This is a genomic window from Staphylococcus sp. EG-SA-18, assembly GCF_017151825.1.
GTDB lineage: Bacteria > Bacillota > Bacilli > Staphylococcales > Staphylococcaceae > Staphylococcus > Staphylococcus aureus.
Window position 1 is genome coordinate 62,578 of record NZ_JACYVY010000003.1, and the last position, 19,135, is coordinate 81,712.

The 19,135-nt window shown below is 32.3% G+C and carries 19 protein-coding genes; 12 read left to right on the top strand and 7 right to left on the bottom strand.

The window, feature by feature from the left end:
- Positions 1-52: 52 nt before the first annotated feature.
- Positions 53-709, bottom strand: coding sequence for a C39 family peptidase (locus IDG66_RS01140; protein ID WP_001080281.1), 657 nt, complete (start codon positions 707-709; stop codon positions 53-55).
- A 112-nt stretch (positions 710-821) separates the two neighbouring features.
- On the opposite strand from IDG66_RS01140, the gene IDG66_RS01145 reads away from it, so the two are divergent.
- Positions 822-1,295, top strand: coding sequence for a GyrI-like domain-containing protein (locus IDG66_RS01145; RefSeq protein ID WP_000456497.1), 474 nt, complete (start codon positions 822-824; stop codon positions 1,293-1,295).
- Between the two features lie 122 nt (positions 1,296-1,417).
- Here IDG66_RS01145 and IDG66_RS01150 read toward each other — a convergent pair whose 3' ends face one another.
- The 3 genes from IDG66_RS01150 to IDG66_RS01160 all read right to left on the bottom strand — a co-directional run bounded on the left by IDG66_RS01150 (position 1,418) and on the right by IDG66_RS01160 (position 4,672).
- Positions 1,418-2,629 (bottom strand): multidrug effflux MFS transporter, encoded by a 1,212-nt coding sequence (locus IDG66_RS01150; RefSeq protein ID WP_001192075.1) that lies wholly within the window; start codon positions 2,627-2,629, stop codon positions 1,418-1,420.
- A 181-nt stretch (positions 2,630-2,810) separates the two neighbouring features.
- Positions 2,811-3,470: a membrane protein gene (locus IDG66_RS01155; protein ID WP_000831301.1), complete on the bottom strand. Its 660-nt coding sequence runs from the start codon at positions 3,468-3,470 to the stop codon at positions 2,811-2,813.
- 59 nt (positions 3,471-3,529) lie between these two features.
- Entirely contained in the window at positions 3,530-4,672 is a 1,143-nt protein-coding gene (locus IDG66_RS01160; RefSeq protein WP_001176871.1) for a glycerate kinase, read from the bottom strand.
- A 257-nt stretch (positions 4,673-4,929) separates the two neighbouring features.
- On the opposite strand from IDG66_RS01160, the gene gtxA reads away from it, so the two are divergent.
- The 11 genes from gtxA to IDG66_RS01215 all read left to right on the top strand — a co-directional run bounded on the left by gtxA (position 4,930) and on the right by IDG66_RS01215 (position 15,520).
- Positions 4,930-5,316, top strand: a complete 387-nt coding sequence (gtxA, locus tag IDG66_RS01165) for a flippase GtxA (RefSeq protein ID WP_000779360.1) — start codon at positions 4,930-4,932, stop codon at positions 5,314-5,316.
- 133 nt (positions 5,317-5,449) lie between these two features.
- A complete protein-coding gene (locus IDG66_RS01170) occupies positions 5,450-5,557 on the top strand; it encodes a type I toxin-antitoxin system Fst family toxin (RefSeq protein ID WP_000482647.1) in 108 nt (35 codons plus the stop codon).
- Positions 5,558-6,240: 683 nt separating this feature from the next.
- Complete coding sequence (locus IDG66_RS01175) at positions 6,241-8,004, top strand: ABC transporter ATP-binding protein (protein WP_001064816.1); 1,764 nt, start codon at positions 6,241-6,243, stop codon at positions 8,002-8,004.
- A 24-nt stretch (positions 8,005-8,028) separates the two neighbouring features.
- Positions 8,029-9,762 (top strand): ABC transporter ATP-binding protein, encoded by a 1,734-nt coding sequence (locus tag IDG66_RS01180; RefSeq protein ID WP_000486494.1) that lies wholly within the window; start codon positions 8,029-8,031, stop codon positions 9,760-9,762.
- A gap of 230 nt (positions 9,763-9,992) precedes the next feature.
- Complete coding sequence (locus IDG66_RS01185) at positions 9,993-10,160, top strand: hypothetical protein (protein ID WP_001790576.1); 168 nt, start codon at positions 9,993-9,995, stop codon at positions 10,158-10,160.
- A 54-nt stretch (positions 10,161-10,214) separates the two neighbouring features.
- Positions 10,215-10,901 carry a dethiobiotin synthase gene (bioD, locus tag IDG66_RS01190; protein ID WP_001217916.1) on the top strand — a complete coding sequence of 229 codons (687 nt, stop codon included), beginning with the start codon at positions 10,215-10,217 and terminating at the stop codon, positions 10,899-10,901.
- On the top strand, positions 10,879-12,237 hold the full coding sequence (bioA, locus tag IDG66_RS01195) for an adenosylmethionine--8-amino-7-oxononanoate transaminase (RefSeq protein ID WP_031928444.1): 1,359 nt from the start codon (positions 10,879-10,881) through the stop codon (positions 12,235-12,237). Before bioD ends, bioA begins: the two co-directional genes overlap by 23 nt.
- 1 nt (position 12,238) lies before the next feature.
- Positions 12,239-13,246, top strand: coding sequence for a biotin synthase BioB (gene bioB, locus IDG66_RS01200; protein WP_001046645.1), 1,008 nt, complete (start codon positions 12,239-12,241; stop codon positions 13,244-13,246).
- Complete coding sequence (locus IDG66_RS01205; RefSeq protein ID WP_000971548.1) at positions 13,224-14,339, top strand: aminotransferase class I/II-fold pyridoxal phosphate-dependent enzyme; 1,116 nt, start codon at positions 13,224-13,226, stop codon at positions 14,337-14,339. Before bioB ends, IDG66_RS01205 begins: the two co-directional genes overlap by 23 nt.
- A gap of 10 nt (positions 14,340-14,349) precedes the next feature.
- Positions 14,350-15,042: a 6-carboxyhexanoate--CoA ligase gene (locus IDG66_RS01210; RefSeq protein WP_000286878.1), complete on the top strand. Its 693-nt coding sequence runs from the start codon at positions 14,350-14,352 to the stop codon at positions 15,040-15,042.
- Between the two features lie 10 nt (positions 15,043-15,052).
- The gene (locus IDG66_RS01215; RefSeq protein ID WP_000200943.1) at positions 15,053-15,520 is read left to right on the top strand and encodes a QueT transporter family protein; all 468 of its coding nucleotides are present in this window, start codon (positions 15,053-15,055) and stop codon (positions 15,518-15,520) included.
- 51 nt (positions 15,521-15,571) lie between these two features.
- Here IDG66_RS01215 and hlgB read toward each other — a convergent pair whose 3' ends face one another.
- The 3 genes from hlgB to hlgA all read right to left on the bottom strand — a co-directional run bounded on the left by hlgB (position 15,572) and on the right by hlgA (position 18,994).
- Positions 15,572-16,549, bottom strand: coding sequence for a bi-component gamma-hemolysin HlgAB/HlgCB subunit B (hlgB, locus tag IDG66_RS01220; protein ID WP_000783428.1), 978 nt, complete (start codon positions 16,547-16,549; stop codon positions 15,572-15,574).
- A gap of 1 nt (position 16,550) precedes the next feature.
- A complete protein-coding gene (gene hlgC / locus IDG66_RS01225) occupies positions 16,551-17,498 on the bottom strand; it encodes a bi-component gamma-hemolysin HlgCB subunit C (protein ID WP_000916704.1) in 948 nt (315 codons plus the stop codon).
- Between the two features lie 566 nt (positions 17,499-18,064).
- Positions 18,065-18,994 carry a bi-component gamma-hemolysin HlgAB subunit A gene (gene hlgA / locus IDG66_RS01230; protein WP_000594519.1) on the bottom strand — a complete coding sequence of 310 codons (930 nt, stop codon included), beginning with the start codon at positions 18,992-18,994 and terminating at the stop codon, positions 18,065-18,067.
- Between the last annotated feature and the right edge of the window lie 141 nt (positions 18,995-19,135).

Sequence of the window (19,135 nt, forward strand, 5' to 3'; positions counted from 1 at the left end):
CCTGACCCAGTTTGCGCATTTTATGTTTTACACACGCGAGTAATGTGTTTACTTACGTGTGTTTATTTTGTTGTTGATTTTCAATTGTATATGAATGTGGTTGCACATAAATGCACTTTCTTCCTGGTGAATTAAAGCTGTATTCCATTTTCTCTTTACGAATTTTAATAATTTGTTTGCGATTTGGAATGATGGCAGGTAAAACTAGGCCACGACGAATATGACTCCAAAGTGGATCGATATAATAGTAATAGTAATCATCGTACCCAATGAGTAACGTTACGTGAATATTTGAAACTTGTTTCGCTGGCTTGTTATCAAAGCGGAAAACACGTAGTAATGGTTTAGAGCCAAGATTAGTATGGTATATTAACACAGGTTGACCTTGATCGATAATACCTTTAAGATCTTCTAAGGATTTACCAGTGCCGTCTACGATATTAGGATTGTATTTTTGTAAAAATGGTACATATGCTTCTGGAAATATCGTTTGATGATAATTGCCAAGCTTAATGAATAAGTGATGTCCAACATAACCTTTATGTGGATTGTTCGGATGTGTCGGCCAATGTCTCATAATTTCTGTAGCAGGGATATGTTGGTTATTGTATTGCAACATCATGGCTGCGGAAACACCTTCACACCCCATGACCATAGGGATAGGAAATAGCTGACTGATAGGTTTAACTGGTAATATTTTTCGGTTCATAATATAGTCCTCGCATTGATTCAATAAATATTTAATATAATTATATAGCGTCAATGCAAAATGTCCTAAACATATGTTTTACATGAGTGAATAAAATTAATGGAGTGATAAAATGGAATATCAATTACAACAACTTGCGTCGTTAACGTTAGTAGGTATTAAAGAAACGTATGAAAATGGACGACAGGCTCAGCAACATATAGCAGGGTTTTGGCAAAGATGTTATCAAGAGGGAGTAATTGCGGATTTACAGTTAAAAAATAATGGTGATTTAGCCGGGATACTTGGCTTATGTATATCTGAATTAGACGGTAAGATGTCATATATGATTGCAGTTACCGGAGATAATAGTGCTGATATTGAAAAATATGATGTCATAACATTAGCAAGTTCAAAGTATATGGTATTTGAAGCACAGGGCGCAGTACCTAAAGCAGTTCAACAAAAAATGGAAGAGGTTCATCACTACATACATCAATATCAAGCAGATACGGTAAAATCAGCACCATTTTTTGAGTTGTATCAGGATGGTGATACTACAAGTGAAAAATATATTACAGAAATTTGGATGCCTGTTAAAGGGTGATTGAATAGAAATGTTCTTGATATGAAGGTGTAATTTTAGTTGAAGATTCGATCTCATAATTCATAAAGAAGAACCCTGACAAAGATAGATATCTTTGCTAGGGTTCTAATTATGTTGAAGTGTTATGCGACATGTTGCTTTTTAATCATTTTAAAGTAAATGATTTGTAGACTGACTAATAGAATGGCTGTAATGAAGATAATAATCATATATGGTGATGTATTAAATTCGCCTTTTAAGCCAACTAATGGTGCAACAGCGCCACCTAAGATAAATTGGAATAAGCCAAGTAAACTTGATGCGTTACCACTGCCACCTGTTCGTTCTTCCATAGCCATTGTGAAACCAAGTGGTCCAATTGACGTCACAGGACACACATTTAAGAAGAATGCGATGAGTAAGACCCAAAGTGGTAAATGGAATGTAAGTGTCAGGATAATTAAAGCAACACCTACCACTTGTATAATAGTTAAAATGATTAATAATATGTGGCGATGTAATTTTTCTACTAATAAAGCAACGACTTGACTGACAATGATTAAACCTACACCGTTAACAGCAAACATGATACTAAATTGTTGGGGTGTCATATTATACAATTTTTGAGTAATAAATGGCGATGCAGATGAATAACTAAATAGCATTACATAAGTTAAACCTTGTAATAGCATTGGAATAATAAATGCTGGTTTTTTCAAAAGACTTCCAAAATCTTTAATGACGCTACTAAAATTCACCTGCTTTAATTCATCTTTAGATGTTTTAGGTAATTGAGAAGCGACGCCAATTAAAATGATGAGTGCCACAATAGTTAAAATTGTGAAAATAGAACGCCATGTTGCTACGGATAAAGCTAATCCACCAGCTAATGGTGCAAGAATAGTGATGATGCCATTAACTACCATTAAAGATGCTAAAAATTTAGCGAGTGCGTTGCCACTAAATTTATCACCAGCAGAGGCTTTGGCAATCACGATGACGCCACCACCAGTTAAACCTTGAATAAATCGTAAAGTTAAGAATAATGGCAATTGATCAACAAACATAGACAAACCTGATACCAAAATGAAAATGATCAAAATGGATACAGCAATCCGTTTGCGACCAAAAGCATCGGATAAAGGTCCAAAGATAAATTGGCCTAGTGCAAGACCAATCATTGTGAATGATAATGTTAATTGAATTTCTGATGTAGTAGAACCAAAATCACCTTGCACTTTAGGTAATGATGGTACGTACATATCTATAGTTAGTGGGCCAAAAGCGGTCATGACGCCTAACGTAATTAGCAATAAAAATGAAAAATGCTTCGTTTTGGTTTTCGTTGATTGCATGATCAGACTCCTTTAAATGATATAATTATATAAATTATATACGTTTTGTGTGTATTTGTATGTAGTTAGAATACAAGTTTATATAAAAAATCCCTATACTCTTAATGCATCATCACGAATAACGTAGTGATACAGATAAAGTATAGGGAATTAATGTTTATCATCAAAGCAGGTGTAATAATTAATTAGCGCCACCATTTTCATCTTTAAATAAGCTTTCTAATTTAGATTTAATACTGTCGAATTTTGTATTAATATCATTTAACATGCTTTCAATTTTACCTTGGCTTGCATTGTTTTTAAGTGCATTATTTGCCTCTGTCAATTTGTTGATTTGGTCTTGATAAAATTGAGTTAGCTTAGAATCAGCTTTGTTTTGTTCTTGCTGCTTCAAGTTGTCGATTTGATTTTGTAAATTTTTAATAATGTCATCAGTTTTTTGGTTGTTTTTAATATTTTCTTTAGCATTATCGACTTGCTGGTTAATTTGGCCGTCTTGATTTTCAACTTGTTTTTTATAATTTTGAGAGACTTTAGGGTCATTACTAACTTTATCGCTATCATTGTTAAGTAAGGCGCGTGTGACAAAAATAGCGACAATAATTAAGAGAATAGCAATAATGATATATAACCATTTTTTTGAACGGCGGGATTTCTCGTTTTCTTCTTCAAGAATTTGTTCTCTTCGATAATCTCTACCGTTATAGTATCGTTCCGGGTGTTCTTCAGGATCGCCTTTAGCATATTGTTGTCTATACGATGCGTCTTCAGATTGACGACGATGATTTTGATTTTGATTGTCGTATTGATATGAATCACGGTATTTATCAGTTCTTTTCATGGGTTTCACCTCATTCAAGTTTTAACTGCAAATAATAAAGCTGATGATTTACTTTGACATTATTGCAATTTCAGAATACGAGCAATGTCAGTTGCAGTGTTTAATAAATTTTGTTCGCTATTTTGTAGGACATCTTCTAAAGTGCTAGGTGAAGAGATTATAGAATAGGCACTATCAATACCGAAATCGTAAACATGTTGATAATTTTCGCCTAGACTGCCACAAATCGCGATGACAGGAATATGATATTGTTTTGCAGCTAACGCAACGCCTACGGGTGTTTTACCAAAGATGGTCTGATAATCCATGCGTCCTTCTCCAGTAATAACGAGGTCTGCATCTTTAATTCTTTGATGAAAATCTGTAATGTCAAAGACGACATCAATACCTTTTGTTAAAGTTGTCTCACAAAACGCTAATAATGCTGCGCCCATACCGCCAGCTGCACCAGAACCTGGTATTTGATTAACGGACTTTCCTGTGCACATTTTTATCTTATCATGATAATGCGACATTGCGAAATCCAACTTTGGTATCATCTTTGCATCAGCGCCTTTTTGAGGACCATAAATATAGGTAGCACCATTTTCACCCAATAAAGGATTTGAAACATCACAGGCCACTTTAAAGGTCACCTCTTTTAATCGCGAATCTAGATTGGTTATATCGATTTGTGCAATGTGAGCAAGATTAGCACCATTCATTTGTAATAAGTCCCCGTTTACATCAGTAAACTGAACGCCCAGTGCACTTAGCATACCTGTACCACCATCATTTGTTGCACTGCCACCAATCCCTAAAATAATGGTCTTAGCACCATGATTTAATGCATCTTTAATTAGTTCACCGGTACCATATGATGATGTGTATAAAGGATTACGTTCCTCTTTTTCTAATAAATCCAAACCTGACGCTGCCGCCATTTCAATAATTGCAATTTGTTGTTCGTCTGCGCGTGCATAACATGCTTCAATAGGTCGCATTAAAGGGTCATTAACGATGACTGTATACTTAGTGGCACCTGTTGCATGCATTAAAGCATCTGTGGTACCTTCACCACCATCAGCCATCGGAATGATATCATAATGAAGGGTATTCCCATAAACATTAGTAAATGCCTGTTTTATAATATTGCCAACTTGCTGTGCGGTCATACTTTCCTTAAATGAGTCAGGAGCGATGACAATTTTTTGTAATTGCATAGTAGACATCCTCTCATTACTGTTGTCGCTCTTATTGTATATAAAATTACTAGTGAACTAAAGTAATCTCTATAGTGCTAATGAGTCACGCGATAAATCAGTTACATTATAATGGCGTATAAGGATGAGAGGAAAGAGACTAAATTTGCTGTGAAAGGGTATAAAGATTGAAATAAACATATTTGAAGTGAAGCGGATTGGCACGCAATTTCGAGAACGTAGTTATGCATATATTTTGATGTTGAGGAGTTACACATATGAAACTAACACAAACGCATGCTGAAATTTTAAAATTTATCATTGTTGGCGGCATTAATACGTTAAATTATTATGTTGTCTATTTATTGCTGTTAAAATTATTACACATTGAATATATGATTAGTCATATTACCGGATTTCTAGTCGCTTTTGTGATTTCGTATTATTTGAATTGTTATTTTGTTTACAGGGTAAAACCTACTTGGAGAAAATTCATTAGTTTTCCAATTACGCAGATTGTCAACGTAAGCTTACAAACAGTTTTATTATATGTTTTTGTATCCTGGCTAAATTTGCCAGCGGAAATTGCGCCATTTGCAGGTTTAGTGATTACGATACCCATCACATTTGTATTATCTAAATGGATTTTAAAAGATAGTAATTAAAGTAGCGTAAACCACTAAAAAACGCTTTACTCGAACTTTAATATTGCGTGAAATATAATAAATAAATGATATAATATAATGGTCGCCTAACATCTCGGGCGTTACTTTAACGCAGAGAGGAGGTGTATGACGGATGTTCAATTTATTAATTGACATCATGACTTCAGCTTTAAGCGGCTGTCTTGTTGCGTTTTTTGCACATTGGTTACGAACGCGCAACAATAAAAAAGGTGACAAATAACCAACACCTAAATAAATCCCCTCACTATGGCAGTAGTGAGGGGATTTGGTGTATTTAGATGTTCAATTTATTATGTAATTAATTATAGCATTGATGAACAAGGTGTGCAATGTATTTTTGTAATATTACAATAAATGAATTTAATTATATTAGAATTAAGTATTTCGAAAAATGATTTAATAGTTGAGTCATAGGATCATTAGATAAAGCGAATAATCAATTATAGGGACATTGGGATACAAATCAATGTACTAGACTCTACAAGGCTATACTCAGGGACCCAACATAGAGAAATTGGATCCACAGTTTCTACAGACAATGCAAGTTGGCGGAGTCCCAACTAAGAGAAATTGGATTCCCAATTTCTAGAGACAATGCAAGTTGGGGTGGGACGACGAAATAAATTTTGTGAAAATATCATTTCTGTCCCACTCCCAGAACCACTACATAATAAATCATTAGTGGCTCTTTATCATTTCTGCCCCATAACCTTGTGAATTTTTAAAAGAAATGTGTCACAAATCCACGCGACATTGATAATCGTTATCAACTAATATATGATGTACTTGTAATAAGTATTAATTTTTAACAAATAACAAATTTATATTATGTATATCATCCAGTGAAATAAATAATATAAGCGGCTTAATTTAGATTATTAATTGAAAGGAGTTACATATACGATGAACAATCAGACAAATTGGATAAAGATACTCAGCGGATTTGCTTCTGATAGTAAATGGAAAATTATGTTATCAATTTTGTTGTCTATCATCAGTGTCTTTTCTGGATTAGTTCCATATTGGGCAGTCTTTAAAATTATTTTAATGATGATTAACAATGCATATACGATTAATTCGATTATGGTTTATATCTTTATTGCTTTAATCGCTTATATTTCACAAGTGTGTTGTTTTGGAGCGTCAACGATGCTATCACATATTACGGCATATGAAATTTTATCTGAAATTCGTAAAAAATTAGCTCAAAAATTAATGCGTCTCCCTTTAGGCGTAGTGGAATCTAAGAAAATAGGTGAATTAAAAAATATATTTGTCGATAAGGTTGAAACAATAGAATTACCTTTAGCACATATGATTCCTGAAGTTATAGGAAACTTACTTTTGTCAGCTGCTATCTTTTTATACATAATGCTCATTGATTGGCGTATGGCTAGTGCCTTATTAGTAACGATACCAATTTCAATTTTCGCTTTTAAAAAAGTTATGTCTGGATTTAATGAGACATATGCTGAACAAATGAAATCGAATAATTATATGAATAGCGCGATTGTAGAGTTTATCGAAGGCATTGAAGTGATTAAAACATTTAATCAATCTCAAAGTTCATATAAAAAATATAAAGATGCAGTAGATAATTATAAGATTCACACTTTGAATTGGTTTAAAAATACATGGGGGTATATGAATTTAGGAGCTAGTGTATTACCTTCAACATTTTTAGGGATTTTACCGGTCGGCATGTATTTGATATCTATCAACCAATTAAACTATGCGGAATTTTTCCTATGCATCGTATTATCTTTAGGTGTAGTAGCACCGATTAAGAATTTTACTAATTATGTAAATCATTTAAAGTCTATACAATACGCATTAACTGAAGTGAATCAAATATTAAGTCTAGAAGAGTTAGTATTGTCAACAAAATTTAAGAAGCCTCAACATTATGAAATTGCTTTTAATAATGTTGGATTTTCATATAACAAAGATAAGGACGATCTGGTCTTTAAGCATTTATCATTTACAGTACCAGAAAATAATTTCACAGCTATCGTCGGGGCATCTGGTAGCGGTAAGTCAACCATTGCCAAGCTTATATCACGATACTGGGATGTGACTTCAGGTGAAATTACGATTGGCGGTATAAATATAAAAGATATTGAATCGAAACAACTTAACGATTTAGTTGGTTTTGTTGGACAAGATAACTTTTTATTAAATCTTACTTTTAAAGAAAATATTAAACTTGGCAATCCAGAAGCTACGGATGAGGCAGTTGAAAAAGCTGCCAAGTTAGCACAATGTCATGAATTTATTGAAAAGTTGCCAGATGGATATGATACGAATGTTGGTACAGTGGGAGATAAATTGTCTGGTGGTGAAAAACAACGAGTCACTATTGCAAGAATGATATTAAAAGATGCGCCTATCATTGTATTAGATGAAGCGACTGCTTACGTTGATCCAGACAACGAACAAAAAATTCAAGAAGCATTAAATGTGTTGACGCAGGATAAAACATTGATTGTTATTGCACATCGGTTATCTACGATTCAACATGCAGATCAAATTATTGTTTTAGGTAAACAACAAATTTTAGAAAAAGGGTCACATCACTTATTGCTAAAATTAAACGGTAATTATAAGAAAATGTGGGATACGCACATGCATACAAAAGATTGGGGAATCAATACTGGACATAATTAAACTAATGAGAAAAGGAGGTCAAATATGTTTCAAATTACATTTAAAATTTTAAACTGGATAAGACCATATAAAGCAAGAATGATTTTAGGATTTAGCATGTCATTTTTAAATGCTATTTTTATTGCGCTACCTATCTTTTTAGCTGCAAAAATATTTAATAATGTGCTATCTCATAAACCTATTTATATGAAAGATATATTGAATGTTGTAATTATCATGGTTTTATTAGTGATTGGACGATTTATTACAGCATATTTCAAAAGCAAAAGCCATGAGAGCATCGCTTATGAAATGAGTGCGAAAGAACGTTTAGATATAGGGGATAAATTGAAAAATGTAAGGTTAGGTTATTTTAATTCGCATCATTCAAATGAGTTAACAACAATAGTAACAACAGATTTAACCTTTTTAGAAAACTTTGCTATGAAAATGGTGGACGTTGTTGTTAATGGATACATATTAATTACAGTACTCATATTGTCTCTACTTGTAGTTTCGTGGCAAGTATCATTATTAGCATGCATTGGCGTATTACTATCATTTTTTGCGATTCAATTATTAGAAAGAAAGAGTCGACAAAATGCGCCAGCGTATCATAATGTACAAAACCAATTAGTGGAAAAGGTATTGGAGGTTATTCGTGGTATTCAAGTAATAAAATCATTCGCGAAAGAAAATACGAGTCTTAAAAGTTTTAACCAAGCAGTCAATGAAAGTAAACGTATAAATACAAAAATAGAAATGCAATATATCCCATTCAATTTATTGCATTTACTTAGTTTAAAAGTTGTTTCAATAATGATTGTATTAGTTGCATGCTTATTATATATGAATCATAGTATTGATTTACCTACCCTTATTATGATTTCAATTTTTTCATTTGTGATATTTGATAGTGTTGAAAATATTAATAGTGCTGCACACGTACTTGAAATGATAGATATGACGATAGATGATATTGAAAAGATAAAAAATGCTCCAGAACTGGATGAGAATGGAAAAAATTTGACGATTAAAAATGAAAATATCGCTTTTCAAAACGTGAACTTTTCATATGATGATAAACAAGTGATAAAGAATGTGAATTTTGAGATACCTACACAAACATCAACAGCAATAATTGGACCTTCAGGAAGTGGGAAATCTACATTATGTCACTTACTCTTGCGCTTTTATGATATCGATGATGGAAATATTCGCATCGATGGTGTTGATATTAAAGATATGACATTAAGTACGTTAATGTCGAAAATTAGTGCAGTATTTCAAAAGGTGTATTTATTTAATGATACGATTGAAAATAACATATTGTTTGGCAATCCAGGTGCAACGAAAGAAGAAATTATTCGTGCAGCGAAGCAAGCATGTTGCCACGACTTCATCATGTCATTACCTGAGGGATATCAAACAATGCTAAATGAAAAAGGTAGTAATTTATCTGGCGGAGAAAAGCAAAGGATTTCTATTGCTAGGGCGATATTAAAAGATGCACCAATAATTATTTTAGATGAAGCAACTGCAAGTATTGACCCTGAAAATGAACAGCTGATTCAAACGGCAATTAATGAATTAAGTAAAGGCAAAACAGTAATTACAATTGCACATAAACTTGAAACTATTAAAAATGCAGATCAGATTATAGTGCTCAATGAAGGTGAAATAATTCAAAAAGGTAGTCATGATGAATTAATTCGAAAACCAGGAATGTATCAAGACTTTATAAGAATAAAAAGTAAATCAGCAGGCTGGAAATTATAAATAATAGTTTAATATGGAATCAGAATTTGGAAATAAAAAGGGTGATAGATAATCAACAGCAAAATAAATCCCCTCACTAGGGCAATAGTGAGGGGATTTGGTGTATTTAGATGTTCAATTTATTATGTAACTAATTATAGCATTGATGAACAAGGCGCTCAACGTAATATTACAATTAATGGATTGTTTCACAAGATGGTAAAGCTAGGATGTCTTTTTGTTAAGAAATAATGCAATTATTAATTTTAACTGACATATTTTATCGAATCGCTGTTTATATCTGCCCGAATTCCTTAAGAAGTCTTAGTCATTTCAATAGCAAGGTCAAAATTTTGCCAAAATTTATAGTTATACTGAGAAGTTTAAATTCATGTTTTCTTGAAAAACATGCGCCTTAAATGTAAACTTATTAATTATAAAAGTTTACATTCGGATTGAGGTGCTTATTTTTTATGAGGATTTTTATTACAAGTACGAATACTGATGTAGGCAAAACCTATGTTACAAAGCATTTATACCATGCTTTGAAAACACGTGGTCATCGAGTTTGTATTTTTAAACCATTTCAAACTGAGGAACGCCAAGACGGGACGTTTCCAGATTTAGAAGTATTTAAAAATGAATGTGATTTAAGCTATGACATAACGTCACTTTATACTTTTAAGCAACCTGTATCACCACACCTTGCATTTAAAATGACAGATCAAATTTTTCTAAATAAGCAGCGTGTATTAGATAAGGTAAAAGTTTTAGATAAGGAATTTGATTTTATCTTAATTGAGGGTGCTGGGGGAATTGCCGTACCAATATATGAAGGTACAGATGATTTCTACATGACTAAAGATCTAATCAATGATTGTGCAGATTGTGTCATCAGTGTGTTGCCATCAAAATTAGGTGCTATTAGCGATGCCATTGTTCACCAAGATTATGTTAATCAGAATGTATCGGCGAGTAATTTTTTAATAATGAATCGCTATACAGACAGCTATATTGAAAAAGACAATCAAATTACGATTGGAAAATTAACAAATAAAACAGTCTATACATTTGAAGAACATGCCACGTATGAAAATTTCTCAGAAGCATTTTTAAAACAATTAATAGGAGTTAAAAATGAATTACACACAACAACTTAAACAAAAAGACTCAGAATATGTTTGGCATCCATTTACACAAATGGGTGTATATAGCAAAGAAGAAACAATCATCATTGAAAAAGGAAAGGGTAGTTACCTTTACGATACGAATGGCAATAAATATTTAGATGGTTATGCATCGTTGTGGGTCAATGTGCATGGTCATAATAACAAATACTTGAATAAGGTAATTAAAAAGCAACTCAATAAAATTGCCCATTCTACGCTGCTAGGATCATCAAATATTCCGTCAATAGAACTTGCGGAAAAATTAATCGAAATCACGCCAAGTAATCTAAGAAAAGTATTTTATTCTGATACAGGCAGTGCGTCTGTTGAAATCGCAATAAAGATGGCATATCAGTATTGGAAAAATATTGATAGAGAAAAATATGCCAAGAAAAACAAGTTTATAACGCTAAATCACGGTTATCATGGGGATACGATTGGTGCGGTAAGTGTTGGTGGTATCAAGACCTTTCATAAAATATTTAAAGACTTAATATTTGAGAATATTCAAGTAGAAAGCCCATCTTTCTATCGCAGTAATTACGATAATGAAAATGAAATGATGACAGCTATTTTAACGAATATAGAGCAAATTCTAATTGAAAGAAATGATGAAATCGCAGGGTTTATATTGGAACCGTTGATTCAAGGTGCGACAGGCTTGTTTGTTCATCCTAAAGGCTTTTTGAAAGAAGTCGAGAAATTGTGCAAAAAATACGATGTCTTATTAATTTGTGATGAGGTAGCAGTTGGTTTTGGGAGAACTGGAAAGATGTTTGCATGCAATCATGAAGATGTTCAACCGGATATTATGTGTTTAGGTAAGGCGATTACAGGTGGCTACTTACCACTTGCAGCTACATTGACATCTCAAAAAATATACAATGCATTTTTAAGTGATTCGCATGGTGTGAATACCTTTTTCCATGGTCATACATACACCGGGAATCAAATCGTTTGTACGGTTGCATTAGAAAATATAAGACTTTATGAAAAACGTAAGTTATTGTCACATATTGAAACGACATCATCAACACTTGAGAAACAGTTGCATGCGCTGAAGCGTCATCGAAATGTTGGTGATGTAAGAGGACGAGGCTTAATGTTTGGAGTTGAATTAGTTACAGATAAAGATAGTAAAACGCCGTTAGAAATTGAAAAAGTTGAACGTATTGTACGTAAATGTAAAGAAAACGGGCTAATGATTAGAAATTTAGAAAATGTCATTACGTTTGTGCCAGTGTTAAGTATGTCAAATAAAGAAGTGAAAACGATGGTACGTATTTTTAAAAAGGCAGTACATAACATTTTAGATAGGAAGTGTTAATATGAATTTGGCTAAACGCATATTACAAGGGGAACAATTAACAAAAGAGACTGTATTGAAAATTTATGAGGATACTAATATTGATACCTTAGATTTATTAAATGAGGCGTACATTTTAAGAAAACATTATTTCGGTAAAAAAGTAAAATTAAACATGATTTTAAATGCTAAAAGTGGTATATGTCCTGAGAATTGTGGGTACTGTGGACAATCACGAGATATTAAACAAAAACAGCGATATGCTTTAATTCCAGAGGAACAAATTATCGATGGAGCAAAGGTGGCACATGATAATCATATTGGAACATATTGTATTGTTATGAGTGGTAGAGGACCGAGCGATAAAGAAGTTGATCATATTAGTAATACTGTAAGAACGATTAAATCTCAACACCCGCAACTAAAAATCTGTGCATGTTTAGGATTAACGAATGACGAACAAGCTAAGAAACTTAAGTCAGCTGGTGTAGACAGATATAACCACAATATTAATACAAGTGAAAATTACCATGATAACGTCGTGACAACGCATAGTTATAAAGATAGAACAGATACGATAGAACTAATGAAAGCGAATAATATATCACCATGTTCTGGCGTGATTTGTGGTATGGGAGAATCTAATCAAGATATTGTTGATATGGCATTTGCTTTGAAAGAAATGGATGCCGACAGTATTCCGATTAATTTTTTGCATCCAATCAAAGGCACAAAGTTTGGAAGCATGGATGATTTAACACCAATGAAATGTTTAAGAATCGTAGCATTATTCCGATTAATCAATCCTACGAAAGAAATTCGTATTGCTGGAGGAAGAGAGGTCAACTTACGTTCGTTACAGCCATTAGCATTAAAAGCGGCGAATTCAATATTTGTCGGTGATTATCTAATTACTGGTGGGCAACCGAACCAATTAGACTACGATATGATTAATGATTTGGGCTTTGAAATTGATTATGACACTTGTGAAAATAAGGAAAACAAGAATGATGTTTCAAGAGCAAATTGATTTATTACAACAGAAAGGGTTATATCGGTCGCTTAAATCGGTAGGGTATATAGATAGACAGTATATTGAAGTAGAAAATAAGAGATGTACGAACTATACATCTAATGATTATTTAGGATTAGGTCAAATAGCGTTTGATAAGGATGATTTCGAAAGATTTATGCGGAAGTATAGTTATCACTTATCAAGTTCAAGATTAATTAGTGGAAGTTCGACAGCTTATGAAGAAATTGAAACAATGTTAGCAGGTTGGCTCGGATATAGTGCATGTACTATCTTAAATAGTGGTTATGATGCTAATTTGGCGTTATTTAATATTTTCAAAAATACAAATTGTGTCGTGTTTTCAGATCAAGAAAATCATGCGAGTATTATTGACGGTATTAAGTTAAGTGGTTTAGAAAAAGTGATATATAAGCATTTAGATATTGCTGATTTAGAAAAAAGGTTAGAGAAATACCCTAATCAAAATATACCAAAAATAATCATATCTGATAGTGCATTTTCAACGAATGGCGACGTTGTGGATATTGGTCAATTAGTCTCATTAAAGCATAAATATAACGCAACACTGATACTCGATGTTTCACATAGTTTTGGAATAGAGAATTACTCGAATTATCAAGGTGTAGATATACTCACTTCTAGTTTATCTAAAGCATGTGGTGCATACGGGGGTGTGATTTTAAGTTCAAATGATGTGAAGGATATGTTAATTAATCACGGTAGACCACTCATCTACTCAAGTAGTTTGCCAATTTATAATTTGTATTTTATAAAAAGAAACATTGAAAAGTTAATAAATGCTGATGATAGACGCACTAAATTAAATAGTTTGAGTAAATATTTTAACCAAAAGTTAAAAGCACTCAATGTTAATTATAATAGTTCAAACTCGCCGATTAAGTTTATTGAGTTTGATGACATAGAAGCGGCTGAGAACATTCATCAAACATTATTAAAGCATCATGTGTTTACAAGTTATTTAAGGTATCCAACTGTGACTAAGCCAATGTTAAGAATATCATTGTCGTATTTTCATACTGAACAAGATATAGATAGGTTGTTTGAAATTTTGCATCAAGAAGATTGAGGTGATCGTCATGTATAGTATAAAAATGCGTTCTAGCAATCAAGATGTTCATATTAGTGGTGCTGAAACGATTTGTGAGTTTGACAAAATAGAACAGACGGTACAAAGGTTTTATAATAAAGGTTTTTTTCATGAAAATGGGCAACCGGATTTTCTCAATATAAAAATACAAAAAATCATGGAACCGATTCAACAAATAAAAGCATTACAAATTATTGAGGATGATAAAGCAAATCTCCAACATTTAACACAAGAATGTGGTGTCACTGAACAAGCGCTAAATCAAGGGATGACATATATTAAAAATGAAACGGTTTATACAGGAGCTATTATTCTATCTGCTATATCTGGTAAACGTTTAGATTCATTTGGACAAAGGGGGATTAGGGCAACACATTTTTCGTTTGAAGATATAAATAATAAAGGTGATCTTAATGAAAGAGTGACTGATGCCTTAGCAATTGCTAGTTGTATCAATGCGCATCCTTATGTCAAAGGAGAACTTTGTGTGTCAGATGACTTAACGTATACGACAGGTTATTTTGCCTCTGCTAAAATTGGTTACCATCGATTATTTGATATTAAACCAGTTAATACGAGATATGGAGGCAGAATAATATTTGTGGACGATCGTATTGATTTAAATCATTACATATCATTTTTAGAAAGCACACCGAAGCAAGTTGTTTATGAAAGGGTATAGGGGTTTTAGTATGACATCAAAAGATATTACTCAAATTAGTGTCATTGCTGCGATTTTAACCATTTTGGCAGCTTTGAAAATACCGTCCATTATACCAGGATTAGATTTTCAATTATCTGCACCGGCAGCATTATTGATATTAGCTTTCTTTGGAATTAAAAAGTACTTTTTAGGTGGATTATTATCTAGCCTATTATTACTAGTATTTGGCGTATTTAATCCAATTAATGTGATTATTTCTATTATATTTAGAGTTATAGCTATTGCAGTTGTTTATTTATTGAAAATAAATGTACTATCATTAGTTTTAGCAAGTGTATTAGGCAGTTTGGTATCTAGGCTACTATTATCTATTATTTTAAATTTACCTGTGTGGGTAGTGTTGTTAAACGCGATTCCAGGCGTAATATTCACTTTAATTGTAGCTATTCCTTTATATCTCACATTGAGAAAAAGAATGGCAGTCTTACTAAGATAATAAATCAAAACACGGTCGTCACAATTACTGTTGGCGACCGTGTTTTACTAGCTATTTATTGTTTTCAGTTTCTTTTGTATCTAACAATTTCACTTTGTGATTTTCCCAATCAATTTCATATGTTGATTTAAATGTTCTAGTTTTAAAGTTTTTATAATTTGCGCCTGCCCAGTAGAAGCCATTCCAACGAATTTGGTATAAATCCATTTCACGTTGATAAGTTACTGTAATTTTAGATTTTTTAGCGCCATCTTGTCTGTGTGATAGTACGCTTAAAAATTCTGGATTGAAGTTACTTCTAGATAATAATGGCATTTGGTGTTGCGCTATGAAGTTTTGGCCAGCGTATGCACTGCTTTGTCTGCCAGCTAAGAAGAGTTCATTACCATATGTTGGGTGGAAGCTATCTCGTCCATAAGGTCCCCAACCATTATTCATAATTTTATGTGCTTCAACTCCCCAGCCAACATTTTTATAATTTGTGTTGCGACTTAATGTTGTTCTGTAACTTTCTTGTTTATAATTAATTGTTTCAGAAAAAGCTGTATTTCCATTAAGTCCACCAGATAAACCATTAGAGATACTAATGTCACCACCAAATGTATAGCCTAAAGTATTTTGAACTTGAAACTCTTCATTTTGATTTTTTGGTGCATAATCAACGACGTTTACTGAATCATTAGATTGTGAGCTTATAGATACATTGTATTTAGCTCCCCAATATAATTTTGAAAAGTCATAGTCATTAGGATTAGGTTTCACAAAGCCTGAGTTAATATTCCCAGTAGCTTTAAGTACTAAAGTATCTTTATCATAACTTTTATCTTTGATGAAATTAAATGTTAAAATCTGTGAAATTTTAAATTTATCAGAATCTGCTGTGGCTGTTGTTTTGTATAAAGTAACTTTGTCATCGACTTTTTTTACGCTGACTGGTGTTATTTTACCTTCAGCATTAGCAGTACCAGAAAGTAATAATAATGCCATAGATGTAGCAACGGATGATTTGACTAATTTATTCATTTTCATATCAATTCTGTCCTTTCACCTTGATTTCATGAGTCTTCCAATTGACCTCGTATTTCACAGTATAGTTTCTATTTACAAATGCATTATGGACTCTATGTCCGTCTAAATAACTGTTGCCATAATGCGTTGATCTTTTAATGGCATGAGTGACATCCATGTTTCTTCCGTAAGTAATTTCAAATTCGCTTGTATCGCTTGAACCTTTTTCATGAGATACTGTGGCGATAAATGAAGGGTTAAATCCACTTTGTACAAGAGGTGGTAACTCACTGTCTGGAACGAAATAATCTCTAGGATCTTTACTATGAGGTTTGTAGCCTACAAATAAATCGCTATCAAATGCTGATTTTTGACCTGATTCAGTGGCGAATGAATTCGCTTTGACGCCCCATAAAACACTTTTTGAGTTTTGTTGTTCTACTTCACTTACATAATTTTGTTGTGTATAGCTAATCGATTTAGAATAGTTAAATGATCCATTACCACCGAGTGATGGGGCTGATTGGAAATTACCACCGATATTGTATCCTAATGTCTGACTCACGTTTGTAGATTCAATTTTATTTTTAGGTAAATAATTAATTAAAGAAACATATTTATCATTTGTTTTTAAACCAATATTATATTGGAATGGCCATCGCATAGCTTTAACATGATTAGTTTTTTTATAGTTGTAATATGTTGTTCTAGAGCTAATGAATCCTTGCATCTTTAATATCAAAGCATCTTTGTTATATTTTTTATCCTTCACAAAATCAAATTGAATATTTTGAGTCACGCCCCATTTATTACTTGTTTTATCTTCTGTCCTTTTGATAATTTCTATATCGCTTCCTTTACCGATGTCTTCAGTATCGTTGGCAGCTTTAGCATTTTCTAATAACGGATTGGCAAGAGGGGCAAGTAAGCTCACAGATAAAGTTGTGGCTAATATTTTATTTTTAAGCATAAGTTTCACTTTCTTTCTATAATTTTATTTAACTTAATTAAATAATAATATATTTTGGATGTTATTATAATTAACTGTTCATTAACAATTGACCATTATCAACTTTTTTTACAATTAAGTTAAAAATGCCATAATTCCGTTCAATTTAACCTTTTTTGTTTGGAATGCTAAAAGCTAATTTTGTGAGAAATATAGTTAATAAAACCTTGGTATTGTTGACAGTTGTAAACAATTTAAGGTAACCGATTGCACGAATGTCTTGCTTTTATTTTTAATTAATGTTTGTAAAATACAAATTGTTCTTTTTACGATTTTTGATGAATCCATCTAAAAGTTAATTATTTATTAACTTGAGAATATTTATTTAAGCTTTCAACTTAAATGGATTCATTTGTATTATTTGTGTATCTACTATGGTGTGATACTTTGTTCTTATAAAAATCAGTTGTTATTATTAAATTTAATATACGATAAATTAATTTAATGTTATGAGGCTGATTCAATATGTTAAAAAATCCTGAGACAAGTATGAAGTGTCCCAGGATTTTATAAAATGATTGAACTGTTTACTTAGGTGTGATGCTTTTAATTTTTACTTCATGTGTTTTCCAGTTCACTTCATATTTAACTGTAACGTTTCGGTTTTTAAAAGCATCATGTTTTCTATCAACGGCTAAACGATGTCTTGTCACGTAAGCATATGTAGCATCCATGTTTCTGCCGTAAGTGATTTCAAACTCGCTTTTATCACCTTTACCTCTTTCGTGTGACAATGTTGTAATAAATGATGGATTAAAGCCACTTTGAATTAAAGGAGGTAATTGATTATCTGGGACGAAATAGTCTCTTGCTGCTGGACCAGTTGGGTCTTGTGCAAATAAGTATTGATCATATGCAGATACTTGACCATTCGGTGTAACGAATGAATTTGCTTTAACTCCCCATTTAACACCTTTAGAGTTCTGACTTTCTACTTCAGTAACATAGTTTTTTTGATTATAACTAATTGTTTTAGAGTAGTTGAATGAGCCACTGCCTCCGATTGATGGCGCTGATTGGAAGTTTCCGCCGATATTATAGCCTAATTTCTGACTAACATCTGCTGAATCAATTTTATTTTTAGGAAGATAATTGATTAAATCAACATTAGAGTCTTTCGTTTTCAAACTGATATTATATTGAAATGGCCATATCATTCTTTTAATATATGGATATTTTTTTAAGTCTGAATATGTTGTTCTAGAGCTGATGAAGCCTTGCATCTTAACAACTAGGGCATCTTTGTTATATTTTTTATCTTTTACAAAATCAAATTGAATGTTTTGAGTTATAGCTAATCGTTTGCTAGTAATGTCTTGTGTTCTTTTGATGATTTCTGCACCTTGGCCGATATCTTCTATCTTATTTTCTGCTTTAGAAATTTCTATAAATGGATTGGCTAAAGGGGCTATTAAACCAACTGCTAAAGTTGCTGTTAATATTTTATTTTTAATCATAGAAATCACTTTCTGATAAAGTCCGTATAATTGTGTAAAAGTAAAAAGGCCATATAACAGTCCTTTTACGGTACAATGTTTTTAACGACAAAAACATACCCAGGAGGACTTTTACATGACCCAAGTACATTTTACACTGAA